We start from the raw sequence: 13,275 nt of genomic DNA on the forward strand, positions 1-13,275 counted from the left end.
CTTGGTGCCGGACGCGCCGTCAGGATGCGGGCCGCGTGCTATCCGGGGGGTGCGACCCGCACCGGTGACTATTGAGCGGCGTCCTTGACGTCGCCCTTGCCCATTGCGGAGACCAGCGCGCTACCCGAGCCCGAGAAGTTGGCGGCCGGCAATTCCGCCGTCTTCTTGCCGACGCGGACCAGCACGCTTTGCACTTTCCCCTGCGCTGTCGAGCGCACGGACTGGACGGTCCCGATCACTCGGCCCTTGGCGTCGGTCACCGCCATTCCTGGGTTCACCGGGAAAGCCCCCGCGCTCGCCGCGCCGCTACCGGCCAGGGCCAGGTTGCCCGCGCCCGACGCCGTACCGCCAAGTCCGGAGAGCGTGCCTGAGCCGGCGGCGCTGCCGCTGCCCGACGCACTGCCGCCGAGCGACTGAGCGCCGGACGATAGATTGCCGACGGCACCGCGCGCGCGCCCGGCAGCCGCACCAGTGGCGTTCCGAGCGCGTCCGGCCACATTGCGGGTCGCCTCGGTCGCGCGTGAGGCGGTCCCGCGAACGGCATCCGTGCCGACCAGTTGCGCGTCGACACCGGTGCCGGCGCTGCCCGCTGCCGATCCGCTGCCGGTCAGTGCGCGGTTGCCGATCAGGCTGCTGTTGCTGGCGGTCGTATCGGTCGAGCTCGAATTGGACGCGCTGACCTTGCCCTTGCGGGTATCGACGCTCTTGTGCGTCCTGCTCGAACTGTGTGTCGAAGTGGCGGTGTCGGTATCGACCGGCATGCGATCGATCATGCCGCCCAACGACCCGTTGCCCGCGCCGCCGAGCGATCCGGTGGCCCCGCCGAGCGTACCCCCGAGCGTACCGCCCAGACTCCCGCCGAGACCACCGCCGCCGCCCAGCAGCTGCGCCGAAGCCGGGGTCGCGGCGACCGCGATCGCGAGCGTTGCCGCACCAAACAGGATCTTCATCATGACCGTTTCTCCTTGTTTCTGCCCGGAGAACGGAGCCCGACGCGGTTTTAATCCCGAGGCGCGGAAATTATTTCGCGAGCGTCCGGCAATCGCCGCAGACCAGGCCGCGGCCATAGATCCTGTCGGGCCCGCGCGGTCCAAGGTCGCGGGCGAGCGCGTCGACGCGTTTGAGCGCGGCACCGACGGCGGCGGGCGAGGGCGATGGATAGAAGCGCGCTGTCGTCGCCGCGACCAGGGGCGCCGCAAAGGACGTCCCCCGCACCCGGAAGACCCGGCCGGCTATACCCGCCGCCAGCATGTCCGCACCGGGGGCCGCATAATCGAGGTGGCTCGCGCGCCCGGCTTCGATCAGCGCGCGGTTGCGCCCGTCGACCCCGGTCACGGCGATCACGCCCGGATAGGAGGCGGGAAAGCCCGGCGGCGCGGCGGGCCCGTTATTGCCGACTGCTGCCACGATCACGAGTCCACGCGCCTGTGCCGCCGCCACGACCTTGGCCAGCAAGGGGTTGGCGGGGCCGACCAGGCTGATCGTCACCACCGACACGCGCTGTTGGACCATCCAGCCCAGTGCTTTCGCGATCGCGGTCGCGTTGCCGCCGGCAGGATCGCTGCCATAGACATCGGCCGAGGCGATCCGCGCGCCAGGCAAGCCGCCGCGTACCTTGCCCGAACCGCCGATCAGCGATGCGACGGCGGTGGCATGGTCATTGTCGCGCGGCGCGCCGATTGCGAATCCGGTCGAGATGGCCGCCCCTGCAACGCCGCCATCTATCACGCCGATCAGCGTGCCGCCGCCGTTTGCGACCGAGGCGGGTCGACCGTCCGTAGCTCCACTCGGCATGTGGAGTTGGTCCGCGCTCACCTCACCGCCAAGCTTGCGAATTTCTCTAATCGCCGATGGGAGAGATTGTTGGCCGGGAACCGCAAGGCGAACGTAACCCACGCCCAGCACGTCGCCCCGCTCGATCACCCGATACCCCTTGGCGACTGCGGCGGCGATCACGGCATCCTTGGGGTCGTCGATGACGACTTCCCCGGCGCGCGCCGGAAAGCCTTCCGGGTCGAGCGCGATGCTGTGGGGATTATCGCGGACCAACCGCGCGATCGCGGCGCGGCGCGCCTGATCGAGCATGCGTGCCGCGTCCGAAGGCGCGCGGAGTACGTCGTCGGCCAGGCCGCGCGCGGCCGGCAGGCCCGGCACGTCGATCGGCAGGGCCGGAAGCCGGGGCACGAGTTGCGCGCCCGCCGCTGTCGCGCCGACAAGCACGATCAGGGCAATGAGCATGGGACGGAGCACGCAAATCCTTTCGCCTGGCAAAAATCACTCTGCGTGGATTAAACGGGCGGTGCCATCCGTTTCATCCATACGAAGAAGGAATTGGCTTGGCCGCTTTCGAAAACGAGATGCTCGCCTTGCTGCCGCGCCTGCGGCGGCTCGCGCGTGCGCTCGCCCGCGACGCGGCGGACGCCGACGATCTGTGTCAGATCACGGTCGAGAAGGCGTTGCTGGCGCGCGGATCATGGCAGCCCGGAACGAGATTGGACAGCTGGATGTACCGGATCATGCGCAATGCCTGGATCGACACCGCCCGTGCGCGCGGCCGGGCGTCGGAAACTTTTGTCGATGCCGAGGCCGGGGTGGGAATTGGCAGCGACGGTGGGGGCGAGGCGCGCGTCGCGCTTGGCGAGGTCGAGGCAGCGATGCGTCGCTTGCCGGATGAGCAGCGAGAGGCGGTGGCGCTCGTGCTGGTCGAGGGCCTTGCCTATAAGGAAGCGGCCGAAGTGCTCGATATCCCGATGGGCACGCTTACCTCGCGGCTGGTGCGTGGCCGCCAGGCGCTGATGCTGGACCTGGGAGAAGCGGCGTGACGATCGAGCCTGAAATGTTGATGGCCTATGCCGATGGCGAGCTCGATCCGCTCAATGCCAAGCGGGTCGAGCGCGCGATTGCCGGCGATCCGGCGCTTGTCCAGGAAGTCGAACGGCATCGCGCGCTGCGCAAGCGGATCGCGGACAACTTTGCGCCTGTTGCCGACGAGCAGGTTCCCGATCGCCTCGCGGCCTTGCTGAAAAGCAGTGTCGTCGACTTGCCGTTGCCCAGGACGCGTCCGATCGTGACGCGGTGGCGCGAGGCGACGGCATTGGCGGCGTGCCTTGTGCTTGGTCTGGTGATCGGCATTGGGCTGCCGCATGGTCCCGTCTCTGGAGGAGCAGGTGGGCTGTACGCCTCGGGATCGCTTGCCAGAGCGCTTGACGATCAGGTCGGTGGTGCCGATGGAACCGTGAAGGTGGCAGTCAGCTTCCGCGACAAACAGGGCTCCTATTGCCGGGTGTTCAGCGCGCGCGTGACGGACGGCATTGCCTGTCGCGACGCCTCCGGCTGGGTGCTGCGCCGCACCCAGCAGGGATCGTCGACACAGCATGGCGACTATGCGCAAGCCGGATCGCCCGATCCCGACCTCATGGCAGCCGCGCAGGACATGATGGCCGGCGAGCCGCTCGACGCGAAGGCGGAAGAAGCGGCGCGGGGCGCGGGCTGGCGCTGAGCGCGCGCCGGGAACACCGCGCCCTTCTTAAGCGGGCGGCAGCGGCGGCGTGTCAGTTGCGCCGCACTGCGACCAGCCGCGCGCCGCGTACGGTGGGAATACCCGACACCTTGTTGAGCAATATTTCCGCGCGCGCTTCCTCCAGTCGACCCAGGTCGATCGAGAGCTTGAGGCCAGCCGGAAACCGGGTGAGCGCGATACCATAGGGAATTTGGTCGAATTGCGCGACGAGGCCGAGCAGGCGCGGCAGCAGATTGGGACAGACGTCGCCGCTGACATGCAGTCGGACGAGCGTCGGACGAACGGTTTTGGGCGCACGTTGGGCGCGAGTTTGACCATGAAGCACGCTGAATGACTTTCGAGAAACTTGGCAGGAACGGCGGGGGCGTTCGCTCACGCCCGGCCGACGAGGCGCCGGATCAGCCGATCCGGCTGATGCTAATTCGTGCCAGAGAATCCCGCATTCGCGCGCTAGCAAGGTCCGGGCGAAGGCGCCCGGCCGTTGCATCGAGACTCGCGCAGATGGTCATAGCGATCGTGTATAACCGCGTTTTGGTTTTGGCTAGCCGGACTAGCAGGGCAGGGCGGACCATGGCCGATCATCCGATCCTGATCGGCCTCGACCTGCTCAGAAAAAACAGGAAGATTGCCGCGATCAGGACCGATGACGCGCCCAGTCCAAAGAACGATGTCGCCGGTATGACGCCCCAATAGGCACCCATTGCGCCGGCGAGCAGGCTGCCCAGGAACTTCGCGATATACCAGGCGCCCATCGCCATGGCCGCGACCTGAACGGGCGACAGCGCGCCGACCAGGGTCAGCCCTACCGGAATGACGAGCAATTCGCCGATGGTCAGCAGGACGAAATAGGCGGTCACCCATTCGACTCCGACCGGGCGGCCGGTCCTGGCGTTCAACGCCGCCGCCACTACCATCACTACCATCGACAGAGCGGCGATCGCGCAGCCCAGGCTCATCCGCGCCAACAGGTTCGCCGGTCCGTTGCGCGCGGCGCGCTTCGCCCAATGGCGCATCAGTAACGGCGTCAGGACGATGATCAGCAATGGGTTGATCGACTGAAACCAGGTCGCGGGAATTTCCAGGCGCTGACCGAACAGATCGACGCTGCGGTCGGTCTGGTGCTCGACCCATAGCGCGATGACGTTACCGCTCTGCTCGTACCCGATCCGAAACAGCACGACGACCGCGATGATCGCGACCAGCATGCGCAGATTGCCCCAATCCTTGCTGGTAAGCGCGATCCGCGCGCTGGTTTGGGTCTGCGATCGGCTGGGCGGGTCGGCCGGCAAGAGATGCCTGAAGCGGAGATAGATGACGAGCCCGGCGAACATCCCGACTCCCGCTGCGGCGAAACCCCAATGCCAGCCATAGAGCTCGCCGAGCGTGCCGCACACCAAGGGTGCCAACAGGCCGCCGAGATTGATCCCCATATAATAAGCGCTGAACGCCTGGGCCTGGCGCGGATCGTCGTCGGCATAGAGCCCGCCCACTTGCACGGCGAGCGGCGGCATGAAGAGACCATTGCCCAGCGCGACCAGCGCCAGCGCCGGGAACAGCAACGGCTCGAACGCCATGGCGAAATGGCCGCACATCATCAACACGGCGCCGGTCACCACGCTGCGCGTGCGCCCCAGCCAGCGATCGGAGATGATCCCGCCGAAAAAGGGGCTGAAAAAGGCCGCCGCCCCGTACGCGCCATAGATCAGCGACGACTTCGCCTGGCTGAAGCCGAGATGCTGGGTCATGTAATAGACCAACAGCGCTTGCAGGCCGAAATAGGAGAATTCGGCCCACATCTGCGTCATGAACAACACCGTCAGGCCCGGCGGATGGCCGAACAGCGCCTTTGGGCGAACCGCGGGTTCCACGCCGGCCAGCGTCCCCGTGGCCATTACCGGACCCGCATCGTTTGACGACGGCGACCGAGCTCTTGCAACGGGTGGCGGCGATCAATTGCCATGCTCAGAAATTCAGGCTCGGCGTCAGCGTCCGCATGTCGAACATCACCCAGACCAGGAACAGCGCGGACAGTGCCACGACTACCGCCCAGCCGGTCCTGAACCACCGGCTGTCAGGGCCGGTCGCAACCACCCGGACGTTCCAGATCGCAAGCCCCGTGCCGATGATCGCACCCAGCGACAGGAGCTGAAGTAGCCGCATCCAGATGTCGAGACGCCCGTCGAAATTGCCGACATCGCTGCTCAGCGCGGCAATCATCGCCATCCAGCCGGCCGCCACGATCACCATCAGCCAAGCCGTGAGCCGGCTCGCGCGGTAGAGCATCAGCGAGCGCTTCGCGATCGTCGGATGATAGCCATAGCGGCGGCGGGCCAGCGCCACGATCGGCCAGCCGAGCGCAGTAATCAGCATGACTGCCAGCGCCGCCAGCAAAAGCGGCATGATCCAGCCGGCGTTCATCCCGGTCGATGCGGGGACGAAGAGGATGATCGGCGCAAACTCGGCCGGCGCGAACGCCGTCACCTTGCCGTCCTTGACCGCCGCGCCCAGGCGATCGGTTCCCCCGACTTCCTGCCATTGCCACGGCGCCACCTCCCGCCATTTCTTGGGCACACCGGCGGGATCGGTAAGGGCGGAAACGGTGATCGTATTGTCGTCGTTCAGCGACACGACGGGCTGGCCGATGAGATTGGCGATGCGCAGCCAGTTGGTCACCGAACCACGGCTGCTGACATAATTGCCGGCCATCGCGCGGCCATGTTCGGCCGCGGTGGGAAGAGTCGGCAGCGCCGGCGCCTTCTGCGGGAAGTAGCGGTCGGTGAAGCTGTCGAATATCCGCTGGCGCAGGACATGCGCCGCGCCGTCCTTACCCGCGCTGTTGAACGACAGATACAGCCCCACGCCCTTGTCGAGATAGAGATGCAGGTCGGAATGGAACCAGTCGGTATCGCCACCATGGCCGATGATGTTCAGCCCGTTGCGATCCTCGTGATAGAAGCCCAGCGCCATGCCCGGGAGGCCGGGGATGGGGGTGTTGGCGGTCGCATACATCAACGCCGCGGTCTTCCCGTCGAGCAGCGGATTGGTCGCGGACAGATGCGCGATCATGAACTTGGCCATATCCGCGCCGCTCGATGACAAAGCGCCGGCCGGCGACAGCGGGATGATCTCATAGGGCTGAGGATCTTCCGAGCCACGGGCATAGCCGCTCGCGAGCAGTGGCCCGAGACTAGACGGCAAGGGTTGCACGAAGCTGGAGTGCGTCATGCCGAGCGGGGCGAAGATGTGGCGCTGCACATATGCCTCGAACGGCTCGCCCGACACTCGCTGGACGATATAGCCGGCAAGTGACGCGCCATAGTTCGAATAGGACGCCGTGCTGCCGGGGGCGTAGATCCGCGCCGGCACCGACCGCTTGAGCGCGGCATCGAGCGGCCGGTTATCGGCCAGCTTTGTGGCGATCAGATATTTCGCCGTTTCTTCGAACCCGGCGGTATGCGTCATCAGGTTGCGCAGCGTGATCGGCTTGCCGAAAGCGGGCGGAATCTTGAAATCGAGATAATCGTTAATGTCTCGATCGAGGTCGAGCTTGCCCGCCTGGACCTGTTGCATGACCGCAGTCCAGGTGAAGAGCTTGGAGATCGAGCCGGGCCGAAACAGCGTGGTATCCGGGTCGACCGGCTTGCGCGTCTTCATATCGGCATAGCCAAAGCCGCGCTGGGTCAGTACCTGGCCGTCCTTGACCACGACGATGACCGCGCCGGCAATGTCGCCGGTATCGAGTCCGTAAGGGATCAATCCGTCGAGCCAGCTGTCGACATCGGCTTTGGTCAGGGTCGGCGCACCGGTCGCCGTCGCCAGCGCGGCCGTTTCCGCCTGGCCGCTTTTCACCGACGCGACCGGGCTGGCCGGGTTGAGCGTTGGCGTTTGCGCGGCGATCGGCACCGCCACCAGCAGAAATGACGAGAATACGGCCTTGAACAGGCGTGTCGGGCGGGCAATCCATCCGGTGCGCATCAGAATTCGACCCCCGCTGTAAGGCCTATCGTCCGCGGCCGAATGGTCGCGACGTCGATCAGGCCGGCATAACGCCCACCATAGGGACCGGCATAGGTTTGTCCGCCCGAATTGGTGATATTTTTCGCGTAGATACTCAACGTTACCGGTTTCATTTCGATGCCCGCGCGCAGATCGACCGTGGCATAACCGTCCAGGATCAGGCGGTGGCCGAACGTGGCCTGATACGCGGCATCGAAATCCGCCGGCCGATCGCTGACCATCGAGACCGACCCGCCAACAAAGGCGTTGGTTTTGCCGCCGAGCGACCAGTCATAGTCCGCGGAAAGACTGGCGTTCCAGCGCGGTGCGTAGGGAAGCTGGTCTCCGTCCGACCCGCCGACCAGGATGTTCCCCTTGAGCGCGGTGTCATTGTAGGCGACCGACCCGAGCATGACCAAGCCCCGGATCGGTCGCAGCGTCAGCGTGACCTCGCCGCCATAGCTCTTGGCGCCCTCTCCATTGCCGTCCGCTGTGACCGGACCGATCGAGGTCTGGAATGTCGTCGTGATCTGGGTGTTCTTCCAGTCGAGATAATAAATGGAAGCGTCGATGCCGAACGTCCGGTCTTGCGTCTCGGCGCGGACGCCCGCCTCGTAGCTGATCAGGGTGTCGGCCTTGAACTGCGCCGGATAATCGGCCGGAGCTCCCGGCGGGACGACATTGGGGCCGCCGGGCCGATAGCCCTTGGCGATGCGCGCGTAGATCGCGACCCGTTTGCTGATCTCGTATCGCGGCGACACCGACCAAGTCCACACGCCTTCGGAGGACTTCCCGAGCAGCGTGCCGTCCGCGCCCTGGACGACGACGAAGCCCCCACCCAGGCTCTGGGACGTGCGCTGTTCATTGCGGCTGTACCGGATGCCGCCGGTGATATCGAAAGCGCTGGTCACGTGCCAGGTCGCACTCCCGAACCCGGCATATTCCTTATAGGTCGAGTCCAAGCTCGCGGTCAGGAAATGGTCAAAGGGAAAGGGCGCGGCGGGCACGCCCGGGCCGAGCAGGTCCTGCGGAATAGTGCCCGCTTCGGGCAGAAGGGCGCCGGTGGCCGGATCGAAGGGCCGGTAGAGCTGGAAAATCCGGCCGGGTTCGCGGGTATAATACCCTCCGATCAGCCATTCGAATTTGTCCGACTTCGCCGAGGTCAGGCGGATTTCCTGGGCGAACTTCTTCTGGCTGATGTTGGAAGGCTCGTCCGTGCCGAAGGGCGTGGTCGCGCCGTAAAAGGGACTGATGTCGCCCAGTTGGGGCGTCACGTCGATATCCTCATGCTGGCGCAGCGTCGCGTAGCTGGTGACCGAGGTCAGCGCCACCGGCCCGAAATCATATTCGATCGTGCCCGAATACAGGCGGTAATCGACATTGTTGCGTTCGGGCAGCGTTTGATAGCGAAGCAGGCCGGTGCCCGTCGCCCCGGTGAAGGGATCCGCCGTAATCGGCGACAGCGTCGCCGGATCGACGTCGATCGTGTCGCGGCCATGCGCGCGGATGTTCTGTGCGATCGCGGTCAACCGGATCGAGAAACGGTCGCTTGGCTTGAACAGCAGGGAGGCGCGGCCGCCATAGCTGTCGGAATAATTGGTGTTGTGGGCGGGAATGCCGACGCTGTCGATATAGCCCGGCGTGCGGCGATAAAAACCGCTCGCGCGGAACGCCAGCGTGTCGCTGAGCGGCACGTTGATCACGCCGTTGCCCGACCAGCCGGTGCCGCCGCCATCGACCGTTTCCACGCCGGCCTGGGCGCGCAGCGAGAACCGGTCGAACTTGGGCGGAGTGGTGACATATTTGAGCAAGCCGCCCAGCGAATTCGCGCCGTACAGCGTTCCCTGCGGGCCGCGCAGCACCTCGATGCGCTCGACGTCGAAGGAATCGATGTCGCCCGCCAGATGTGCCGCATTGGTCTGGCTGGTGCTCGATCCGAACGGCGTGTCGTCGATATAGACGGAAACGGTCGGGCTGGCGCCGCCGGTATTGATGCCGCGCAGGATGATGCGCGATTCGCCCGCATTCTGCTGCTGGATGCTGAAACCGGGAACGAGTGACGCATAGTCGAGCAAGGTGGTGGCGTGGCGCTGCTCGAGCACCTGGCTCGACACGACGGTGATCGACTGCGGAACGTCGATCAAATTCTGGCTGCGCTTCTGGGCGGTGACGATGATGTCGTCGTCGAAATTCGCGGTACCGCTTGTCTGTGGTTGCCCGGTAGCGACCGGAGCGTCGCTTTGCGCCTGCGCGGCGGGCGCCCATATCGCCATCGCGGCACCGGCCAGCCACAAAGTTCTTGATCGAGCCACGATCGCCATCGCCAAACCCCTTGAAATGCTCCGGCATCATGAACACTGTTTCATAATTAGCAACTGTTTTCTCGAACGTGCACGGCGGTTCCCTGAGGCAGAGCTTTGCGCTAGGCGGGGGCGGGGAGAGACTATGACCAAGACCGCTCGCGACAATCATCCCGGCCGTCTGCTCCGTGCGGCACGCATCGAGCAGGGGCTGACGCTCAGAGCGCTTGCGACGCGACTGGACATGCCGTTTTCGACGCTGTCCAAGCTCGAGAACGGCAAAATGGCGATGACCTACGACAAATTGGTCAGGCTCGCACAGGCTCTCGGTCTTGATCTGGGCAGCCTGGTGGCCGGGGCGGTTCCGGCGGAAAAGCCGCCCGCCGCGCTCGGCCGGCGCAGCGTGTCTCGCGCCGGCGAATGGCAGGGCGCCACTACCGAACGTTACACGCATCTCTATCCGGCCGGCGACTTGCTCGACAAGATGATGGTGCCGATCATCATCGATGTAAAAGCCCGCAATATCGACGATGTCGGCGGCCTGATCCGCCACTCCGGTGAGGAATATCTGCACGTATTGTCGGGCGCGATGGAACTGCATTCGGATCTCTACGCGCCGCTGCCGCTGGCTCAGGGCGATTCGGTCTATTTCGACAGCGGAATGGCGCATGCCTATGTGCGAGTCGGCGATGAACCCTGCCGAGTGCTGTCGGTTTGCGCCGGGCCGGGCATGCAGCGCTTCGCCGAACTGGCTTCGCGGAGTGCCGATCCCGCCGCGGAAGACGTTTCAGGGCACTAGATGGAAACATGTTTCTTATATTGAAACATTGCTGAATTCGTGTGATGTGGCGGTCATGACGACCGCCCTGACGCTCAGCCATCGCCGCGATGCCATGGCATTTCGCGAACCCTTCCGGATCTCGGGCTATCTCTTCGAGTCGATGCCGGCGGTGATCGCGACGATCTCTGACGGAGACGTCACAGGGCGAGGAGAGGCGGCGGGGGTCTATTATCTGGGCGACGATCCCGACCATATCGAACGCGAATTGGAGCGGTGCCGGGCACAGGTCGAAGCCGGAATCGACCGCGAGGAGTTACGTGGTCTGCTCCCGCCGGGAGGGGCGCGCAACGCGCTCGATTGCGCATTGTGGGAACTGGAGTCGCTCCGCAAGAATACGCCCGTCTGGAAGCTTGTCGGTGTGGCTCCGCCGAAGCCTCTGGTCACGACGTTCACGCTTCCGGCGGAAGATCCGGCTGAGATCCTTCGCAGGCTCGCCGACTTGCCGGCGTTGAAGGCTCTCAAGCTGAAGTTAGAGGGCGATCTCGCCGGCGATTCCGAGCGGGTCCGAGCGGTGCGCGCGGCGCGACCGGATGTCTGGCTCGGTGTGGATGCCAATCAGGGTTATGGCGGTGACGATCTCGACGAGCTGGTCGCGATGCTCGTCAGGGAAAAGGTGCTGTTGCTGGAGCAACCCGTTCGTCGCGGCGAAGAGGCTTTGCTCGACAATTGGCAGTCACCGATCCCGGTGGCGGCCGACGAGAGTATCCAGGACTTGGTCGAACTAGAAGCCCAGCACGCTCGCTTCCAGGTTTTGAACATCAAGCTCGACAAATGCGGCGGCCTGACCGAAGCGCTGATGATGGCCAAGCGCGGGCGACAGCTCGGGATGAAGATCATGGTCGGCAACATGGCGGGCGCCACGCTTTCGACCGCCCCCGCCTTCGTCCTTGCTCAGCTGTGCGATGTCGTCGATCTCGACGGTCCCTGGTTCGTCGCTGACGATCCACTCGCGGCGAGCCTCTATGCCGACGGCGAGATCATGCTGCCTGCAAACCTTTGGGGCGCGGGCTAGACACGCGCCCAGAGAGGTCAATGGCGGCTGCCGGGATCACCAATGCGGAAACGGTCGCCCGCGTCACCAAGCTCGTGGCGCAGAGCCGATGCGTGCGGCGACCGCTGCCTCGATCTCATTCAATTGTGCTTGCGACAAGGTGCCGGCCAGCAGCAATCCGCGCATCAATTCGTCAACCAATGCGGCCAGAAAATGCACCTCGGCACGCTCAGCATGCGTGTCTTCGCCATCCGCGTTCACGTCACTAGCCATGCATCTCTCCTCCGGTGCAGCGTCCACGCACGCGTGAACGATCGACCCGCCCCATTCGACGCAAGCCGTTGGCCCGCGGTTCTTCGGGTAAGGCGGTGCGCCGGCATATCAGCGAAAAACTACCCGTTTCTTCCATGAGAATCTCGTAAGTCTGGCGCACAACGGCCGACGGGCGGCATCGCCCTTTTGATAATCATCCTGGCTTATAATAGTCGATCGGCAAGGAGATTGCTGATGATGGATGGGCGGGGGCCGATTCTCGCGATGACGATGCTGGTCGCGCTGGCGGGATGCGCATTGCGTGCAGGCGTGGAGCCCGCAGTCGCGATCGCGCCAATCGCGGTATCGGGCAGCACCGCGACGATCGAGATCGCGCCCGTCCTGCTGGCGGCGCGCGATCTGTATCCGGGCGCGATGGTCAGCAATGGCGGCATCCCCAATCTGTTCGAAGCGGGCGGCACTGCCGATATCGCCACGCATGCCGAGACCCAGGCCTTGCGCTATTCGGTCGCGCATCCCGACCTCCGTATCATCCTGACCGTTACCGAAGGCCGCTACCGCATCGTCGCGCGTCGTTCTGCCGGGATCCGGCGGATCGCCGATCTCAAGGGCAAGAGGATCGCGACGCTGGCGACGACGTCAGCCGGCTATTTCCTCGCGCGCATGCTCGCGCAGGAGGGATTGAGCTTCGCCGACATCACGCCCGTGCGCATCTCTCCGCTCGAGGGTATCCCCGCTGCGCTCGCACGGCGCGAGGTCGATGCGGTGGCGATCTGGGAGCCGCATGGCGGTAATGCCGACCGGGCGCTTGGCGACGATATCGTCATCTTCTCCGGCGATGGCGTCTATCGCGAATTGTTCAACCTCAATACCAACGCGGCGAATCTCGCCGACCCGGCCAAGCGCCGGCGAATCACCGCATTCGTCCGGGCGGTGATCGCCGCAAGCGCGCGGATTCGTCGCGACCCGGCGCCGGCCCAGGCTCTCGTCGCGGCGACTGCGGGCTTTGGTGCGGCGGAAGTAGCGCACGCCTGGCCGACACTCTCCTTTCCGGCGGCACTGCCTGCGGATCTGCTCGATGAACTAGTCGCGGAGGAGAAGTGGCTGGCCACGCAGGACAAACGTCCCGCGCGGTCACGCGAAGCGCTGTCGCGACTGATCGATTCCAGCATCTATAACGAGGCGGCGGCGATGGGGCCGATCGCGGAGTGATACGTAATAGCGAAGACGGTAAATCAGCTAGGCTGCGATTTTAGGTTGTCAGCCTGTCTTATGTGGCATAAACAACTGGCGTTCGTTAATCCGGAATGGATTGCGGACCCATAGGAAGCACCGGGCGTCACCCGGCGCGGAT

The 13,275-nt window shown here is 65.1% G+C and carries 12 protein-coding genes; 5 read left to right on the top strand and 7 right to left on the bottom strand.

Annotation, left to right across the window (positions count from 1 at the left end):
* Positions 1-68: 68 nt before the first annotated feature.
* Both SPR01S_RS04195 and SPR01S_RS04200 read right to left on the bottom strand, forming a co-directional pair.
* Complete coding sequence (locus tag SPR01S_RS04195) at positions 69-953, bottom strand: hypothetical protein (protein ID WP_066585382.1); 885 nt, start codon at positions 951-953, stop codon at positions 69-71.
* Positions 954-1,020: 67 nt separating this feature from the next.
* Complete coding sequence (locus tag SPR01S_RS04200; RefSeq protein ID WP_245661861.1) at positions 1,021-2,250, bottom strand: S8 family serine peptidase; 1,230 nt, start codon at positions 2,248-2,250, stop codon at positions 1,021-1,023.
* Between the two features lie 107 nt (positions 2,251-2,357).
* Between SPR01S_RS04200 and SPR01S_RS04205 the strand changes: the two genes are divergently transcribed.
* Both SPR01S_RS04205 and SPR01S_RS04210 read left to right on the top strand, forming a co-directional pair.
* Complete coding sequence (locus SPR01S_RS04205) at positions 2,358-2,822, top strand: sigma-70 family RNA polymerase sigma factor (RefSeq protein WP_066585542.1); 465 nt, start codon at positions 2,358-2,360, stop codon at positions 2,820-2,822.
* Positions 2,819-3,499, top strand: coding sequence for an anti-sigma factor family protein (locus tag SPR01S_RS04210; protein ID WP_245661862.1), 681 nt, complete (start codon positions 2,819-2,821; stop codon positions 3,497-3,499). The genes SPR01S_RS04205 and SPR01S_RS04210 overlap by 4 nt, the downstream gene beginning before the upstream one ends.
* Positions 3,500-3,551: 52 nt before the next feature.
* On the opposite strand, the gene SPR01S_RS04215 is transcribed toward SPR01S_RS04210, so the two are convergent.
* The 4 genes from SPR01S_RS04215 to SPR01S_RS04230 form a co-directional block, all read right to left on the bottom strand.
* Positions 3,552-3,845 (bottom strand): ACT-like domain-containing protein, encoded by a 294-nt coding sequence (locus SPR01S_RS04215; protein WP_066585391.1) that lies wholly within the window; start codon positions 3,843-3,845, stop codon positions 3,552-3,554.
* A gap of 253 nt (positions 3,846-4,098) precedes the next feature.
* Entirely contained in the window at positions 4,099-5,412 is a 1,314-nt protein-coding gene (locus SPR01S_RS04220; RefSeq protein ID WP_066585393.1) for a peptide MFS transporter, read from the bottom strand.
* Between the two features lie 70 nt (positions 5,413-5,482).
* Positions 5,483-7,495 carry a serine hydrolase domain-containing protein gene (locus SPR01S_RS04225; protein ID WP_084250925.1) on the bottom strand — a complete coding sequence of 671 codons (2,013 nt, stop codon included), beginning with the start codon at positions 7,493-7,495 and terminating at the stop codon, positions 5,483-5,485.
* Positions 7,495-9,837 carry a TonB-dependent receptor gene (locus SPR01S_RS04230; protein WP_066585395.1) on the bottom strand — a complete coding sequence of 781 codons (2,343 nt, stop codon included), beginning with the start codon at positions 9,835-9,837 and terminating at the stop codon, positions 7,495-7,497. Before SPR01S_RS04230 ends, SPR01S_RS04225 begins: the two co-directional genes overlap by 1 nt.
* A 124-nt stretch (positions 9,838-9,961) precedes the next feature.
* Here SPR01S_RS04230 and SPR01S_RS04235 point away from each other — a divergent pair, with 124 nt between their 5' ends.
* Together SPR01S_RS04235 and SPR01S_RS04240 are read left to right on the top strand one after the other, a co-directional pair.
* The gene (locus SPR01S_RS04235) at positions 9,962-10,615 is read left to right on the top strand and encodes a helix-turn-helix domain-containing protein (RefSeq protein ID WP_066585397.1); all 654 of its coding nucleotides are present in this window, start codon (positions 9,962-9,964) and stop codon (positions 10,613-10,615) included.
* 55 nt (positions 10,616-10,670) lie between these two features.
* The gene (locus SPR01S_RS04240; protein WP_066585400.1) at positions 10,671-11,669 is read left to right on the top strand and encodes a dipeptide epimerase; all 999 of its coding nucleotides are present in this window, start codon (positions 10,671-10,673) and stop codon (positions 11,667-11,669) included.
* A gap of 63 nt (positions 11,670-11,732) precedes the next feature.
* Here the strand turns inward: SPR01S_RS04240 and SPR01S_RS04245 are convergent, their stop codons facing one another.
* Positions 11,733-11,921, bottom strand: a complete 189-nt coding sequence (locus tag SPR01S_RS04245) for a hypothetical protein (protein WP_066585405.1) — start codon at positions 11,919-11,921, stop codon at positions 11,733-11,735.
* A 234-nt stretch (positions 11,922-12,155) separates the two neighbouring features.
* Here SPR01S_RS04245 and SPR01S_RS04250 point away from each other — a divergent pair, with 234 nt between their 5' ends.
* Complete coding sequence (locus tag SPR01S_RS04250) at positions 12,156-13,133, top strand: ABC transporter substrate-binding protein (RefSeq protein ID WP_245661863.1); 978 nt, start codon at positions 12,156-12,158, stop codon at positions 13,131-13,133.
* Positions 13,134-13,275 lie beyond the last annotated feature (142 nt).

Source organism: Sphingomonas pruni NBRC 15498 (genome assembly GCF_001598455.1).
GTDB classification, from domain to species: Bacteria; Pseudomonadota; Alphaproteobacteria; order Sphingomonadales; family Sphingomonadaceae; genus Sphingomonas; species Sphingomonas pruni.

Coding starts and splice junctions, on each gene's coding strand:
- SPR01S_RS04245 (WP_066585405.1), bottom strand. CDS start 11,921: ATGGCTAGTGACGTGAACGCGGATGGCGAAGACACGCATGCTGAGCGT.
- SPR01S_RS04240 (WP_066585400.1), top strand. CDS start 10,671: ATGACGACCGCCCTGACGCTCAGCCATCGCCGCGATGCCATGGCATTT.
- SPR01S_RS04205 (WP_066585542.1), top strand. CDS start 2,358: ATGCTCGCCTTGCTGCCGCGCCTGCGGCGGCTCGCGCGTGCGCTCGCC.
- SPR01S_RS04235 (WP_066585397.1), top strand. CDS start 9,962: ATGACCAAGACCGCTCGCGACAATCATCCCGGCCGTCTGCTCCGTGCG.
- SPR01S_RS04195 (WP_066585382.1), bottom strand. CDS start 953: ATGATGAAGATCCTGTTTGGTGCGGCAACGCTCGCGATCGCGGTCGCC.
- SPR01S_RS04250 (WP_245661863.1), top strand. CDS start 12,156: ATGATGGATGGGCGGGGGCCGATTCTCGCGATGACGATGCTGGTCGCG.
- SPR01S_RS04230 (WP_066585395.1), bottom strand. CDS start 9,837: ATGGCGATCGTGGCTCGATCAAGAACTTTGTGGCTGGCCGGTGCCGCG.
- SPR01S_RS04220 (WP_066585393.1), bottom strand. CDS start 5,412: ATGGCCACGGGGACGCTGGCCGGCGTGGAACCCGCGGTTCGCCCAAAG.
- SPR01S_RS04225 (WP_084250925.1), bottom strand. CDS start 7,495: ATGCGCACCGGATGGATTGCCCGCCCGACACGCCTGTTCAAGGCCGTA.